Below are 15536 nucleotides of genomic sequence, written 5' to 3'. Positions count from 1 at the left end.
TCAACGAAAATAATTAAAGATAATGACAGAAAATTTACAAACACAACTGCAAGAGGAACTCGCTGAGGTAGATTGGAATACATTAAAACCTCATGCCAGTCGAGATACAATTATTATCGTCAATCCATTGTTAGATTTAGTGGAAGTGGGAATTGCGATCGCAGAAGATAATAAACAATCTGTAGAACATTGGATCGACGAACAACTATTGAAAAAACCTTCTGTGGAGGATTTGGGTCATTGGAACACACAGCCCGAGAAGATGTTTAAGGCTTTAATTGTACAACCTTTCGTTTTGATCTGTGCAGTTTAAATGATTCTGCCTGATGCCGATCGCTTTAAAAATTTCCCTTTTCCCGCTTTTCCCAACCAGCGATCGCCATCAACAATCAGTTCTCCACGTAAGAATACTTTTTCTACTTTACCGGTAACTTCTCGCCCTTCAAACATACTGTAATCGACCCGAGAATGATGGGTTGCTGCACTAATTGTTTGTTTTTTATTGGGGTCGAATAACACTAAATCTGCATCGCTACCGGGGGCGATCGTTCCTTTTTGTGGGAAGAGTCCAAACATCTTAGCCGGGGCAGTTGAAACAAGCTGTACAAAGCGATTGAGGTTGATTTTCTGGGCTTTTACTCCCCCATCAAATAATAACGCCAAACGCAATTCTACTCCCGGTGCGCCGTTAGGAATTTTAGCAAAATTGTCCCGTCCGAGTTGTTTGGAATAATTCATCCCTAACGGTTGTTCGTTAAGACAAAAAGGACAATGATCCGTAGCAACAATTTGCAAGTCATCAAAACGCAATCCTCGCCAAAGATGGTGTTGACAATGATGTTCTCGCAAAGGAGGAGTCATGACGTATTTTGCTGCTTCAAAGCCGGGGCGATCGTATTCGTTGGCATCTAAAAATAAATAATGAGGACAGGTTTCAGCAAAGGCAGGAATACCGCGATCGCGGGCCTCAACGACCGTTTCTAAGGCTTCTGGGGCGGATAAATGAACGATATAGACGGGAACTTCGGCCAATTCTGCGAGGCGAATGGCGCGATGGGTGGCTTCGGCTTCCATTAAGCGAGGGCGAGTGAGGGCGTGATATTTGGGAGAAGTGTTACCTTGTTCTAAGGCTTCCTCAATTAGCACTTGAATTACCTGCCCGTTTTCAGCGTGGAGATTGACCATACCGCCGCGATCGCCCACTTTCCGCATCGTCCGAAAGATTGAGGCATCATCCACCATCAAAATTTCTGGATAAGCCATGTACATTTTAAAACTCGAGATGCCATCCACTTCAATGAGGCTGGGAAGTTCTGCCAAAACATCTGGATTGACATCGACAAGAATTAAGTGAAAACTAAAGTCAATACAAACTTGCGGTTCTGCCAAAGCAAGGCGATCGTCGAGGGTTTTCTTAGCACTTTCACCTTTTTTTTGGTAGGCAAAATCGATAATCGTTGTGGTACCGCCAAAGGCTGCCGCAATGGTTCCTGTTTCGTAGGTATCGCAGTTCATCGCAATGCCTTGCATTCCTTCCATGTGGGTATGAACGTCAATTCCCCCCGGTAAAACCAATAAACCCGAGGCATCATGGTGTTGGGCGTTGGGAATGTCTAATTCTTTGCCAATGGTTGCGATCTCGCCATCTTTTACGAAAATATCGGCAGTATAATCATCAACGGCGGTGACGATTCTTCCTCCTTTAATTAAAATCTCGCTCATGGCCAGCCTTCCCCATTAAAATTCTCTATGGGAGTTTAGTATCGGAGCAATGGAGGCGCGATCGCCAAAAAATATGATTTTCTTTAGATTTCTGTAATTACAATTTGAGAGCGATCGGTATATTTTGATTAATATGAGTTTACCTCTTTTAGAGATAATACTCGCTCTCCTAAAATAAACCCCAATAATTAATTATCATGCAAAATTTTAACTGGAAAAAACTCCAAAATGGTTCTGATATTCGTGGAGTTGCCCTAGAAGGGGTTGCCGAGGAAAAAGTAAATTTAACGCCAGAGGTTATCGATCGATTAGGGAAAGCCTTTGTCACTTGGTTAAAGCAAAAAATCGGCAAAAATCTTCCCGAATTAAAAATTTCTGTCGGTCGAGATAGTCGCCTATCGGGTCCCCAGTTAATGCAGTCTGTTATGACAGGAATGAGCGAGTTAGGCTGTGATATTTACGATTTTGGTATTGCTTCAACTCCAGCAATGTTTATGAGTACGATCGCGCCGGAGTTGAACTGTGATGGTGCAATTATGCTCACGGCAAGTCATCTCCCTTTTAATCGCAATGGCTTAAAGTTTTTCACAAATTGTGGCGGCTTAGACAAAAAAGATATTAGCGCTATTTTAACACTGGCTGAAAACAATAGTTTTGTTAATGCTGCCTCAGTCGGAACGATTTCTCAATACGATTTTATCTCGGTTTATGCGGCTGGCTTAGTTGAAAAAGTTCGTGAAAGCGTGAATCATCCCGAACATTTTCAGCAGCCTTTACAAGGTTTAAAAATTGTGCTTGATGCCGGGAATGGTGCCGGCGGATTTTATTGCGATCGCGTTCTCCAGCCTTTGGGTGCAGAGACAACAGGAAGCCAATTTCTCGAACCCGATGGCACATTTCCCAATCATATTCCCAACCCAGAAAATAAGGAGGCAATGGCGGCTATTTGTCAAGCGGTTTTGGAAAATAAAGCAGACTTTGGCATTATTTTTGATACAGATGTCGATCGCGGGGCTGCGGTGGATGGTACGGGGAAAGAACTCAATCGCAATCGTTTAATTGCACTGATTTCTGCTATTGTTTTAAAAGAGCATCCGGGTTCTACCATTGTCACGGATTCGATTACTTCTGATGGTTTAAGCCAATTTATTGAGCAAGAATTAAACGGAAAACACCATCGCTTTAAACGAGGTTATAAGAATGTCATTAATGAGTCTATCCGTTTGAACCAAGACGGGCAAGAATCTTGGTTGGCGATCGAAACATCGGGTCATGGCGCAATGAAAGAGAATCATTTTCTCGATGATGGGGCTTATCTCGTAACCAAACTCTTAATTGAGTTAGCAAAATCTAAGTTAGAAGGGAAATCCTTATCGGATTTGCTGGCGAATTTAAAAGAACCCGAAGAAAGTAAAGAATTTCGTTTAAAAATTAGTGCAGCAGATTTTAAAGATTACGGCAATACCGTCATTGAAAAATTGCAAGAATTTGCAACAATCCGAGAAGGTTGGCAGATTGTTCCTAATAATTACGAAGGCGTGCGAGTCTCTTGCCAATCTGCCGATGAAAATGGCTGGTTTTTATTGCGATTATCCCTTCACGATCCCGTTATTCCTTTGAATATCGAGTCTAATGTTGCTGGAGGCGTTGAAAATATTGTCACTCAACTTTTAGAGTTTTTTCCACCTTTTACAGACCTCGATTTATCGCCGTTAAAAAAATAGTTTATGCTTGTTTGAAAAAACGGATAATTTCCCGAACGCGATCGAGAAATTCGCTATCTTCGCTCAATTGCGCGATCGCATTTTTTGCTTCTCGGGCAAGGCGATCGTGTTCCGCTTGGTTTTGTGCTTTCAAGCTTTCGTAAGCACTAGCCAAACGGGTTAAATCTTGACGAATGGCCTCAACTTGACGCTGTTGAGAAGAAACAACAGAATCGGCGTTTTCCAAGTTGAGTTGTTTTTGTAATTCTTTGACTAATTCTTCGGTTTGGGTTAAACGATTTCGCACTTCGACAATATCTTCACGGGGATATTTGAACTCGCGACGGATCGAGTGCAAACGATAGGCAAGATATTGATAAAACGACACTGCCGGACGCAAGCCCGTAAACAAAAGCATGGCCGCCGAACTCACATAACCAATGCGACTGACTCCCGTTAGCGCGAGAATGTATAATCCCAGTGCCGAAACGAAGTGCAAACCGATCGCAACCCATAGCGATCGCTGCATGACGAGGCGGACATAACGCAGCTGTTCGATATCGACGGAAACCTCTTGTTCTCGAGACCGTTCGGCATCCACGAGAACTTCTTTTGCACCAAAATGAACGTTCCAAGGAATCGTAACAATCGCAATTAACCACCAAACACTTGCCGCCCCGACAATCCAGTCGATAAAACTGCCCGTCGAAATTCCCAACCATTTCAGCATCCCAAAAGTGACGAGAATGAACAGGCTTAAAATGACAGTAAACCAACCAAAATTTCTAATTTCTCTTGCATTCATCGCGAGATCCTCAATTTTTGTTAAGTCTCAATGCACCCTGTAGTTGATGGATCGTACTCTTCTAAATCTATCGTAGCGATTGAATCAGGGAATTTCTGTTAAAAAGTGAAAATCTCAATCCTCAAACTCATCACGCGATCGCGAATTACTTTTTGAAAGACTCAATCTATAAAGGCATTGTAGGAATGCGACCTCACTTGAAATTGGTATTAAAGCTATTACTTTATAAAAAATGGGTTTCAATTTCCAATTGCCAAAAGCATAATAAGAGAGAAAATCCAAAAAAGAGGGTTAGATTTAACCCTCCAAAATTAATTGATTCAGAAATTACTTATTTTTTTGTTGATTCTTTGCCAGATCGTTAGCAATTTCCTTAACCGCATCAAAAGCATTGCGATTTGCCGTCCCTTCAATCGCTTTAACCGCCAAATCTTGAACTTGTTTGAGGGCTGCATCCAATTGCTGTGACAGCTTATCAATACGAGTATTTTGAGTTTGAATCGTTTGATCTAATGCCTCAATTCGTAATTGATAATTGCGACGTTCCCCTTCAATTTCCTTAGAACGAAGATCCGAAGCAACCTTAGCATTATAATGACCGATACGCTGACCCTTTTCTTTCCCTTCCTTCTTGTTTTTCTCCAACTCAGTCTCATGTTCTTCAACTTTCTGTTTTGCCTCTGCATATTCTTTTTCATGCTTAGCAAGTTCTTCCTCATGTTCCTTCCATGCTTTTTCTTGTTCCGTCTTAGTCTCCAACAATTCTTTGTATAATTCCTTCTTCCGTTGTTCGTACTCCTCATCGCTTAAATTCCGTGTTAAATCTAAACGATAACGATACTCTTCTAAGCTGCGCTGTTGTGTTTTTTGATGATTTTCATTCCGTTCTTTAATTTCACGCTGATGTGTTTCTCGTTCTTTTTGCCACGCTTTTTGTAAGTCCTGAAGCTGCTGTTCTAGCATTTCTTGACGTTCGCTTAACTCATCCTCAAATGTCTTAGAACTCTCTTCATAAGACTCAACCAAAGTATCGAGAGTATTATCCTCAATTGCTTCCAATTCATGTAGTTCTTGTAATTGTTCGGCTTCTTCATTCACCGATGTTTGCAAATCTTCCAGCGCTGAGGCTTCTGCAATCAATTGTTCGGAAAGATTGCTCGTTGCACCCCCAAAACCAACTTGCAACTGTGCCAAACTGGTAAGAATTTTTTCGATATTGTATTGAGAACTTTGGTTTTGAGTCATCATTTTTTTCTCGGTTTTCTTTTCAGGGGGAGCAATTTTAACAATAGGAGAAGTTTGAGCAGAGTCTTCTTTTTTTGAGCCATTAGCAGCTTTTTTCAGTTGAGATTGCAGCTCGGATTTTTCCTTTTTCAATTCGTTCAATGCTTCGAGAATTTCGGCTTTCGTGTTACGAGGACCGACATTTTTAGCCATGATTTGTAACCTCAAAATATTGGTGAAATTTGTAAACTTCACCCTCTAAAATTGAAGATTAGAGGGCAAAATAATTAAGTTGCAGAACTTTGAAAAGCTCGCATCGCCAAACTTTGTGCTTGATTGGTTGCTGCTTGAAGTTGGGTGGTGATTTCGGAAATTTGTTCGCTTTGGCGCTGAATAGAAGCCTCTAAAGCTGCAATTCGTAATTCATAACCTTGGTGTTCTGCTTCCCATTCTTTCGCCACCAAATTAGCTTTAACGTTGGCATCGCGATCGCACTCTTCAATCGCTTTATTTTTCGCCGCTTTAAATGCCTCTTTTAATTCCTCTTCAAATCCCTCAATTTTGACTTGATTCTCCTCAAATTCTGTTTGATTATCCGTCAAGATTATTTCTCGTTCCGCCCAATCTTTTTCCTTCTCTTGACTCTCTTCTTGCAAACCCCGTTCTTGAAGTCGCTTTTTCTCCTCATATTCATCCATTTCCATCTGACGCGATCGCTCAATCTCATAATCATAATCGCCGGATTCTTCTTCTCGTTCTTTAATCGCTAAGGCTTCTCGTTCTTCAATATTGGTTGTAAATTCTGCCTGTTCCTTTGTCCAAACTTTGCGCGTTTGCGCCATTTCCTTTTCAATCGTTTCCGTTTGACGATGGGTATTCGTCTCCAACACTGTTAACTTTTCTTGATGCTCTTGTCGTAAAATATAGAGCGCATCGGCAACAATGCGAACCTTCTGTAACTGGTCTAAATTGTCCCGTTCGACGGCGATCGCGCGTTTTAATTCTTCCAGTTTTTCTGATTCATTCGTCAGCCGTTCTGCCAAATTGGTGACAATGCCGCTAAAATCTAATTGCAATGCAGCCATACCGTTAACGATACTGTCAACCGTATAGCTTGCAGCCGTCTCCAGCAATTCTTGATTTTTGGCTTTTTCCGCTTCCTCTTCTTTCGTTGCCACTTTTGACGCGATCGCCTGTCGTTGCGCCAACAGTTGGCGAAAAGCTGATAAAATTTGCCCCTTGCTGTTTGGGGTGTTGTCCTGTTGCGGTGTTTGAGTCATGGTAAATCCTCAATTAAAGACAATAAAATAGATCGTTCGTTCGCACGAAACGTTATGATGAATAAAGTTTCATTTATTCATCTCGCCTGTATGATGCAGACATGATTTGGGGAGGTGAAAATCTTGGATTGACTTTCTAATCAACTCTATAGCTATAATAACCTTATGTTGAATTCTAAGTCAAGACAATGTAGAATAAATTTTGTAAGGAGATAAGAACCGTGAACAAAGAGTTTGGACAAACTATCCGCCAAGCGCGGAAAGAAAAGAGTTACAGTCAACGAGATCTCGCCAAATTACTCGGGCTGGATTTCACCTACCTCTCAAAACTGGAGAACAACCGAGCCGAATACGCCCCGAAAGAGGACGTGATCCGAGGCTTGGCGCGGGAATTGGATTTGGATGCGGAGGAGTTAATCTTTATGGCGGGGCGCATTCCCCAAAAGGAAGAGGATCTGCTCAGACAGCATCATAAATCTTTGCCTGCATTGTTTCGTCGCTTGCGGGAAAGCCCGGAATTTGCCGAAAAAGTGTTCCAAGAAGCCAGTCAAGACACCCTAAAGTAAATGAGCGTCCTCAAACCCTTTCGCTTTATTGACAAGCACGAAATCGAATGTCGCGCCCTCGATGTTTTAGAGGCAATGCGAGCAAGCGATCGCCATGCCCCGATATTTCCCCTTGATTCCAGCCGTGTCGCCGAATTTTTAGGCTTAGATGTGGTGTGGGATGTCCTACCCGAGGACGATGAAGGAGAAATTGCGGCGCGGATTTTACCGTTAGAACGACTGATCGAAATTAATGAGACTATCTTGGATTTAAAAGAGGGTTTTAGTGAGTCTACTATTGCTCATGAGATAGGACATTGGGTATTGCATATCGACCATCAGGCGGTCGATCGCGTTTTAAAATTGCGGCAAAAAGGGGTTGGCGTTCAAGTGAATCCCTTACTCTGTCGCAATGATTCGCAAATCCAAGGGATCGAATGGCAGGCGCAGTATTTTGCCAGTTGTCTGTTAATGCCCCGTCATTTGTTAGAGGAATATATCCAAGGTCGAGATCTAACACAATGGCCGGATTTGTATGCGATCGCGGCAGATTTTGGGGTCACGATTTCCAACTTGCTGCACCGTCTCAAGGACTTGGGGTGGGTGTATCTCAAAGAAGGTTCAAAAGAACTCGTGCGCTGTTAAGTTTTTAAGAACTTGTAGAGGTGTTAGAAATCTTCTAACACCTCTTTCTTTTGGGGGAAATTTTTCGAGAACTCTGGTTTAACTGGGGGCGGTTTCATTAGGAGATTCTTCCAGCCAGTCAAAAATGCGTTCTAATTGTTCGAGACTAATCAGACCGTATTGCCAGAGAATCATGGGAAAAGACCCAGAATCTCGTTCAAAATACCGTTGAGCGATCGCGATCGCCTCTTTGGGTAACGCTAATTCTTCTTGTAGAAAACGAATAAACCGAGCATAAGTAACGGGCTGCATTTCCCCACCTCCTGATTAAAAAAGATTTTATCCTTCAAGGTTTATTAAAATGAGATTAAAGTAGACAGAAATCAATCTGTCACAAATCAAACAGGATCTTGTTAGAAAAAATAAAACTGCGTTGGCAATCGCACGATCGAGGACAGCAATATTTTATTTTGTCTGCTAATTCTGACTGCTACAAGCAACTAGAACCAGATTTCTGTTACGGAATCAATTCTCTTAAAAGAGTTTTCTGAAAGTTCTTGCTTACAAATTCCCTATACTGCATTGTTTTGACTGAACAAAGATTCTCACACCAAAAATAATTGAATACTCAGTTTTTGCAATTGTTCGGAAAAGAATAATTTTGAACTTGATTTTAATTGAATTAAATCATAGTACCCGACAAGAGAAAAACATTATAACAAAAATTTAGACAATGGCAAGCTAAAAATAGAATTGATTAAGAAATATCTTAATTTAAAAATTCAATCGTCACGCGATCGCCCACTTTGAGTCCCAATTCTGCGGCACGTCCCCCTCGCAATTCAATCACGCGATCGATCGCATCGGGAGGTCCGTAAGCCGGACATTGAGCAGCCGGCTGATTACAGGGAGGAACATTCGCAGCGATCGAGAGAATTTCGCCATCTCGTAAAAATATCATATCGAGGGAAATGCGGACATTTTTCATCCAAAAACCGACGGGACGAGGAGGATCGAAAGAAAATAGCATGCCGCGATCGTCGGCTAAGCGATCGCGAAACATCAGACCGATAGCCTGTTGTTCGGGAGTTTCCGTCACTTCGAGTTGAATGACTTTTCCTCCCATCACAGCCGTTGCGCGAATTGGTAACATTTGACCCAAACTTTCCCCAGCGATCGAATGGGTATCCTCTGAAGTCGCGGCCGGAGAACAGCCGAGAAAAAATAGACAGAACAAAAAAACCCAACCCAGTTTAAAACTTTTCATGTTTCATCTTTTCTCCTTCATCTTTTCTTAGGGTTCGCGCAAAACATAGCCAACACCGCGCACGGTTTGAATGAGTCGTTTTTCGCCTTCATCCTCGATTTTCAAGCGTAAATAGCGAATATAAACCTCAATCACATTCGAGGCACCCATAAAATCGTAACCCCAAACATTTTCGAGAATTTGTTCCCGGGTCACCACCTCGCGAGGATGGGACATTAAATATTTCAGGAGTTCGTATTCTTTCATCGTCAGATCGAATTCCCGACCCTTGCGAATTGCCCGACGGGTGGTTAAATCTAAAATTAAATCCCCAAAGCGCAATTGTTCGGAGCTATTCTTTGGCACCTCTAGATAGAGACTGACCAATTGTAACAAGGTTTCCGGGCGATAGGGTTTGAGAATGTAATCATCTGCCCCGGCTTCCAAACAGGCAATGCGATCGCTGACAGTATCCGTAGACATCAACATCAGTACGGGAGTTCGACTCCCAATCTCTCGCAGTTGGCGGCAAAATTGAAATCCGGCCTCTCCTGCTTGAGTGCGATCGACCAGTACCATTGCCGGCTGTAGATCGTTAGCTTGTTGAAGAGAGCGATCGACATCCGAAGAGATCGCGATATCATAACCCGCCTCTGTCAAATCTCGATAGATCTGTCGTGTAAAATCTTCTTCCGGTCTAACCAAGAGAATACAAGGAGAATGCGTTAAAACTGCTGTTACCATAAAAAACTTTGAGTATAAATGCTTATCAATTTTCCCATTTATAACATGCTTATCAGTTATTGGTTGGTAATTTCTAGTTATTTGTTCCCCATTCCCTCTTAACTGGTGAATATTAACTGATTACGGCAGTTCTACCGATGTCGGCTTCGCAATGTGAGGAAGTCCCCAACCGAGTTTTTCTCGGAGAATGCGGAAAAACTCTGGGGGTTGCAGGCGCATAAATTTGGCTGAGTATTGAGATTTTTCAATCTGTACCCGATCTTGCGGTAAAATAGCGCAACCGCCATTACCATCAACAACCATGACCATTGGGTTAGGATTGGCTGGAAAAATTTTCACAACCTCTTGATTGGAAAAAACGAGGGCGCGAGAGGCTAGAGAATGGGGACAAATCGGAATCAGTTGGAGTGCAGGCAGACCGGGAGCAACGACTGGACCTCCTGCACTGAGAGAATAAGCCGTCGATCCCGTGGGAGTCGAAACAATGATCCCATCCGCAGCAATATCAATAGGGGCGTGACGGCCGATTTGGATCTCGAAATGACACATACTGGTTAGGGGTTCTCGGTGCAGAACCATTTCATTCAAGCATAAGGCTTCCCAGAGGAGACTCTCTTTTCTGAAGATTCGCACGGCTAGCATGGTGCGCTCTTCAATTTCATACTCTCCCACGATCGCTTTTTCGATCGCTTGGGAGAGTTGATTGGTATAGGTTTCTGTGAGAAATCCCATATGTCCGGTATTAACCCCTAGTAAAGGAATGCCTAAAGGGGCAACTTGACGAAATGCTGCCAAGACGGTGCCATCTCCTCCAAAAACAATGCCAAAATCAACACTCTCGTCGAACTCTGGCGGGACTAAATGTTCGATGGGAGTATGACATTGGGGACTATCGACTTTAGAAAAGCCGAGAATGCCGCCATAACTCGAAGTCAAGATGACTTCGCAACCGCGATCGCGCAAGCGATCGTGAATTTCACTGGCAATACGACAAGCAGTGGGTTTGATATCGTTATAAAGAATGCCTACTTTTGGCACGGTCAACAATCCAGTTTTTTAACAACAGTTTTTAACACGAGAACCATTAAAGACGATCGCAAGCATTATGATTTGTTTTTAAACGGAGAACGTTTTTTCTTTTTGCGCTCCTTTTCTTTTTCTTTTTCGTAGCCAATTTCTTTTAATTTTTTCATAATTCGTGCAAAATACTCTTGCAGATATTCTTCAAGGGTGGTGGTTTCTTGAGGATCGAGTCTGAGGGTAGCATAAACTTCATCCATTGACGCATCCAGAGGACGATCGCTGGCCAGCACTTCCGCAAAAGTCAGGCGATCGGCAATATTCCCACCCCACTGGAAAAATCGGAGAATGCGACGAATGAAGCGCAAAACAGGCAACTCTAGTTTAGAGGTTTTTGCCACCTTTCCCGATAGGCGCTCACACAATTGGATAATTTCGTCAGTTCCCCACGCACGGGTACCAACGAGAGGAAAGGTGCGATTTTCCGTTTCGGGAACTTCGAGGGCGCGAATGGTAAATTTAGCAATATCGAGGGTATCCAAGTAAGCGATCGCTGCACCTTTTCCCGTTATCCAAACCACTTGATTATCAAGAATGGGAATGGCAAACTGCCCAATTAATCCCTGCATAAAACCGCAGGGCTTGAAAATTGTATAATTAAGTCCGGACTCCGCTAAAAATAATTCCGTACAATGCTTAATTTCCATCAAAGGAACGCGAGGAAACTTTTCGGAATCTAAAATTGAAAAGAAGATGTAACGTTTGATTTTTGCTTTTTTCGCGGCTTGAATTAAAGCGATTTTTCCGTCCCAGTCTACTTGTTTAATACTTAAAGAATCTGTCGCTTTTGCGGTTGCTGCATCAATGACAATTTCAATTCCTTCTAGGGCTTCCTCTAAAGTTTCCGGCTGGCAAATATCCCCTTGAATGAGTTCTGCTCCCCATTCTTTCAAAAATGCCGCTTTTCTCGGTTTTCTCACTAAGCAACGAACCTGATGACCTGCATCAAGGGCGCGACGAGCGACTTGCCTTCCTAGGGTGCCCGTGGCACCGACCACCAGTACTTCCATTTAAAATATTAAACGCTTTTGTAAAGTTTCTATAAGATTTTATCAGAATGTGGTCATTTGTTGCAGGTTATTTGCTATTTGCTATGAGTCAATCCGCCTAGAAATATTTGGAGGCGGGTGAAACAGTGATGAGCGATCGCTTTCTCATCTTCGGCAAATTGAGTGGGATCGATGTGGACGGTAGAGAGAGAATTTGCGGGTGTTTCCGAACCGATCCAAATGAGTTGCGGGAGATTTTGGCCGCCATAAGCCTCAATTTTGCACACTTGTAGGGAAAATGCACCGGGGGTAAAAGTCGGATTGAGAGCGCGATCGTACTCAAATTTACTCAACATTAACTGCACAGAGTAAGTCCGACTCGGATCGAAAGAACCCGCATCTTTTAAGGTTTTGGCGCGAAATACGGGAATGAGGTCATTAAAGGGAATGCGCGGAGAGATCCATTCATTAGCAACGGTATCGAAAGAATAGCAATAACTCACCCCATCCCAATTCCCTTCGCAACGGGCAATAAATTTATAGCGCTTCCCGTCCCCTTTAACCTGTAGTTGAATGCCCTCGTAAGAAGATAAATCTAATGGGGGCTGAAAATTGCGATGGCGCACAGAAGCAAAACCACCAGAATTCGCCGTAGAAACCGTTCCGGAAAAGACCGCAAAGCTATTTCCGAGAGCAATACCACTTTCACTCACTCCTCCCATGACCACATCATCCACCGCCCCCCAACTTGCTCGCAAATCCTCAGAAGGTTGGCTAAAATCAAATAAAGTTTTTGTTTGTTCGCCCTCTCTTTCTGTTATTAGTGCCATTACTGCCTGTAATTTTTCTGGCCAAGAACGATCGCACCCCTCTTTATCCCAACACCCCACGATCGTCCCGACTCCAGCCAATAATTCTGGAGTGATGCGATCGCTCAACACGATCGCCCGCTCTCGATTTGAAAATTTGGTGCGAGAAATATCTTCCACCAATACCCGCACGGGATAATTTCCCGAGAGCAAGCGATCGACGAGATGTCTTGCCAGGCTTTCTTTTGCACCCATAATGAGAATGGGAGGAAGGCGATCGTCAATAGCGGGGGAAACGGGAGCAGAATCCATATTCAAGAGCTTATTTCTCAGCCACGGAAAACAATCAAGAAAAGGTATAGCATCAAAGTAAGCGATCGTTTGCACAAACCGACCAAAATCCCAACTTTCTCTCTGACCCATCTCTCTTCCTCCATTTCCCATTTTTTGTTATCGTAACAATCGTTTAGCGATCGTGATGATCAGGATTATAAGATTCGCAGGATTTCCGCTTTCAACTTTTCTCTTTCTCCATCTCTCCTTTGCCAATGCTCGACATCGAACGGGGCCAAAGTACATCACAACCTTCCTCCCTTTCCCAGTGGCTCTATCAAGCAATTCAAGAGCCGGGGGTTCGTTTGCGGATTCGACTGCGCGGAAATAATCTTCACGTCCTGTGCGAAGGCTCCCAAACCCCAGAAATCGATCGCTTGCTCCCTCGCCTCGTCAGCGCCCTGAAAACCAAAGCCGTCAGCTTTCAGCGTTTTTTCCGCAATACAGAAGATCCTATCTATAAAATTATTCTCTACGGTCGAACAATGGGCAAACAGCGCCCGGATTGGATCGAGTCCATTGTGTTAGATCGGGTGCAAACTCCTCCACCTCCCCTCGATACTGCTCCTCAAAACTCAACCGCCAACCCTCAACCCCCCGCGTTACCTATTTCCAATGAAAACTTAGCTCGCACTGGGACTCCCGAAGCGATCGCGCGTTATTTGAGCGAATCTTTGTCTCATCTGGGGGTTGCCGTTAAGGTCTTAATCCAAAAACTCCCCGATCGTGACGATCGCTTGCCTCTCAAGCGCCTTTGGGTCATTTGTAGCTGTCATTACAGCCCCGATGCTTCTTTGATCGCCGAACCCATCGCTCAACAGTTGCGAGATTTAGAACTAGAGGGCTTTAAAGAAGCAATTATTCGCGCTCAAGTTCGAGGAGAAGAAACCCCCGATTGGATGTTGCAAGTCGATCTCACTCGTCGCTCGGTGATGCTGCGAGAGTGGGGACGATGGGGAGATGTAAAATCGATTCAGTGCTTGCTGGAAAGCGGTTTCAAACAGCGAAATATTAAGCTCGAAACGGCTCTTAAAGACAAAACTTTACATATTTTTGCCAGTTGGCACGAAGAAAGCCTGACCTTAGAAACCGATATCGATCGCCATCGCAACCCAGCCCCCTCGCGAGAAGAAGTCGTCGGCGCGATCGCACCCATTCTGAACGATCTAGCCCCTCAAGGGATCGCAACGGCAAAAATTTATGGGCTGAAAACAGAGTCCGAAATGCTGGCACTCGGCGGATTCTCCTCGGCATTAGAGCAACTCGGCGATCGCACTTTTGACCAGGCTCAACCGACACCCATATGGGTACATGAGTTAGAATTGCCCGCCGCCCGAGATGCAAACTTAGCTCTCTCCGTCTTTACTCTTGCCCGTCAAAAGCATTCTGAAGCCTTGACCTTTCTCCTGCAACGCTTGCTCAATCCCGATATGGAAGGACGCTTGGCCACGGGAGGCATTCGCGTCAAACTCTGCGTTAAAGATCGCTTACTTCACGTGATGACTGAAGCCGTAGTTTGTCCCCGTCAAACTCTGGTGGCCAAAAAAATTGAGAACTTGTTGAATGAGTTACAGATTGAGGATCTCGCTGGAGCGAGAATTTACGGACGGAGATCGGGTCAATCTTCTCCGTTGTGGAGTTACGGCATCGATTTCGAGGGCAATGCCCAATTAAGCGAGCAAAAGCGATCGCCAGACCCAGAAAAACCAAAATTATTTTTTCCCATCTCTCCGGCTGCCGATCTCTCTTCCGTCTCTGCCGATCTCTCTCCTCATGCTGCCACTGTGCCGCAAACATGGCCGGTATGGCAACAACGCTTGCAAACACTTTTAAAAGTAACGCAACTTTTTACCCCAATTTCCCCCCGAAAACAAACAACTTCCCTCCCTCAAAACTCATCATCTCATCTCCAACAGTCTCGTATATCCTTCCCTGCTGCTGCGATCTGGCTGGCGATCGGGTGTTTTCTCACCGTACAAGTTGATGGCAGTTTAACGCGATGGTTGGCAGGACAAGAAACAATTTCTGAGTTAACCGGTAATCTGGAAATCGCAGGCGATCGCGATTTATCCCTCACAACTGAAATTTGGCAGGAGGAAAACCAAACCGACTTCGAAGCAGAGAGTCAAACAGAGGCAGAAACAGATGTATGGCAAGAAAAAGAAGCACAAAAAGCGGCCATGCTTGCCGTAGCGAGACTACCAGCAAGTTTATCTTTTAACAATACGCTTTTGGATGAAAAACTTGCTCTATATCGAGAGCGAGTGAAGCGATGGGGAGCGCCAGATATTTTGATTGTCGGCAGTTCTCGAGCATTACGCGGTATCGATCCGACAGTCTTACAAGAAGAATTTTCCAGTTACCCAGTCACCAGTTACCCAGTCACCAGTCACCAGTCACCAGTCACCAGTCACCAGTCACCAGTCACCAGT

Annotated in this window: 15 protein-coding genes; 5 read left to right on the top strand and 10 right to left on the bottom strand. The window is 43.9% G+C overall.

Features of this window, described 5'->3' with window-relative positions; all coding sequences use genetic code 11:
* Positions 1 to 22: 22 nt before the first annotated feature.
* Positions 23 to 313, top strand: a complete 291-nt coding sequence (locus AC6RV6_RS24435) for a DUF2288 domain-containing protein (RefSeq protein ID WP_500243498.1) — start codon at positions 23 to 25, stop codon at positions 311 to 313.
* Here AC6RV6_RS24435 and hydA read toward each other — a convergent pair.
* Positions 310 to 1722, bottom strand: coding sequence for a dihydropyrimidinase (hydA, locus tag AC6RV6_RS24430; protein WP_500243497.1), 1413 nt, complete (start codon positions 1720 to 1722; stop codon positions 310 to 312). The genes AC6RV6_RS24435 and hydA overlap by 4 nt on opposite strands.
* 197 nt (positions 1723 to 1919) lie before the next feature.
* Here hydA and AC6RV6_RS24425 point away from each other — a divergent pair, with 197 nt between their 5' ends.
* Positions 1920 to 3446: a phosphomannomutase/phosphoglucomutase gene (locus AC6RV6_RS24425; protein ID WP_500243496.1), complete on the top strand. Its 1527-nt coding sequence runs from the start codon at positions 1920 to 1922 to the stop codon at positions 3444 to 3446.
* A 1-nt stretch (position 3447) separates the two neighbouring features.
* On the opposite strand, the gene AC6RV6_RS24420 is transcribed toward AC6RV6_RS24425, so the two are convergent.
* The 3 genes from AC6RV6_RS24420 to AC6RV6_RS24410 all read right to left on the bottom strand — a co-directional run bounded on the left by AC6RV6_RS24420 (position 3448) and on the right by AC6RV6_RS24410 (position 6734).
* Positions 3448 to 4230, bottom strand: coding sequence for a hypothetical protein (locus tag AC6RV6_RS24420; RefSeq protein ID WP_500243495.1), 783 nt, complete (start codon positions 4228 to 4230; stop codon positions 3448 to 3450).
* 327 nt (positions 4231 to 4557) lie between these two features.
* The gene (locus AC6RV6_RS24415; protein WP_500243494.1) at positions 4558 to 5667 is read right to left on the bottom strand and encodes a hypothetical protein; all 1110 of its coding nucleotides are present in this window, start codon (positions 5665 to 5667) and stop codon (positions 4558 to 4560) included.
* 74 nt (positions 5668 to 5741) lie between these two features.
* Positions 5742 to 6734, bottom strand: a complete 993-nt coding sequence (locus AC6RV6_RS24410) for a hypothetical protein (RefSeq protein ID WP_500243493.1) — start codon at positions 6732 to 6734, stop codon at positions 5742 to 5744.
* 221 nt (positions 6735 to 6955) lie between these two features.
* Between AC6RV6_RS24410 and AC6RV6_RS24405 the strand changes: the two genes are divergently transcribed.
* A complete protein-coding gene (locus tag AC6RV6_RS24405; protein WP_500243492.1) occupies positions 6956 to 7300 on the top strand; it encodes a helix-turn-helix domain-containing protein in 345 nt (114 codons plus the stop codon).
* Positions 7301 to 7924 (top strand): ImmA/IrrE family metallo-endopeptidase, encoded by a 624-nt coding sequence (locus tag AC6RV6_RS24400; RefSeq protein ID WP_500243491.1) that lies wholly within the window; start codon positions 7301 to 7303, stop codon positions 7922 to 7924.
* A 78-nt stretch (positions 7925 to 8002) separates the two neighbouring features.
* Here AC6RV6_RS24400 and AC6RV6_RS24395 read toward each other — a convergent pair whose 3' ends face one another.
* From AC6RV6_RS24395 to AC6RV6_RS24370, 6 genes are all read right to left on the bottom strand, one after another.
* Positions 8003 to 8215 (bottom strand): DUF2949 domain-containing protein, encoded by a 213-nt coding sequence (locus tag AC6RV6_RS24395; RefSeq protein WP_500243490.1) that lies wholly within the window; start codon positions 8213 to 8215, stop codon positions 8003 to 8005.
* A 457-nt stretch (positions 8216 to 8672) separates the two neighbouring features.
* On the bottom strand, positions 8673 to 9170 hold the full coding sequence (locus AC6RV6_RS24390) for a DUF192 domain-containing protein (RefSeq protein WP_500243489.1): 498 nt from the start codon (positions 9168 to 9170) through the stop codon (positions 8673 to 8675).
* A 27-nt stretch (positions 9171 to 9197) separates the two neighbouring features.
* Positions 9198 to 9893, bottom strand: a complete 696-nt coding sequence (nblR, locus tag AC6RV6_RS24385; RefSeq protein ID WP_500243488.1) for a response regulator transcription factor NblR — start codon at positions 9891 to 9893, stop codon at positions 9198 to 9200.
* 120 nt (positions 9894 to 10013) lie between these two features.
* Positions 10014 to 10931, bottom strand: coding sequence for an NAD(+) kinase (locus tag AC6RV6_RS24380; RefSeq protein WP_500243487.1), 918 nt, complete (start codon positions 10929 to 10931; stop codon positions 10014 to 10016).
* 65 nt (positions 10932 to 10996) lie between these two features.
* Complete coding sequence (locus tag AC6RV6_RS24375; protein WP_500243486.1) at positions 10997 to 11983, bottom strand: SDR family oxidoreductase; 987 nt, start codon at positions 11981 to 11983, stop codon at positions 10997 to 10999.
* A gap of 74 nt (positions 11984 to 12057) precedes the next feature.
* Positions 12058 to 13194, bottom strand: coding sequence for a CIA30 family protein (locus tag AC6RV6_RS24370; RefSeq protein WP_500243485.1), 1137 nt, complete (start codon positions 13192 to 13194; stop codon positions 12058 to 12060).
* 125 nt (positions 13195 to 13319) lie between these two features.
* Between AC6RV6_RS24370 and AC6RV6_RS24365 the strand changes: the two genes are divergently transcribed.
* Positions 13320 to 15536 (top strand): hypothetical protein (locus tag AC6RV6_RS24365; RefSeq protein ID WP_500243484.1); only part of this gene is annotated, 2217 nt, incomplete at its 3' end.

This window comes from Spirulina sp. LEGE 11439 (genome assembly GCF_059821285.1).
The sequence above is the reverse complement of the archived record's forward strand: the minus strand, read 5'-3'. Positions and strand labels throughout refer to the sequence as shown.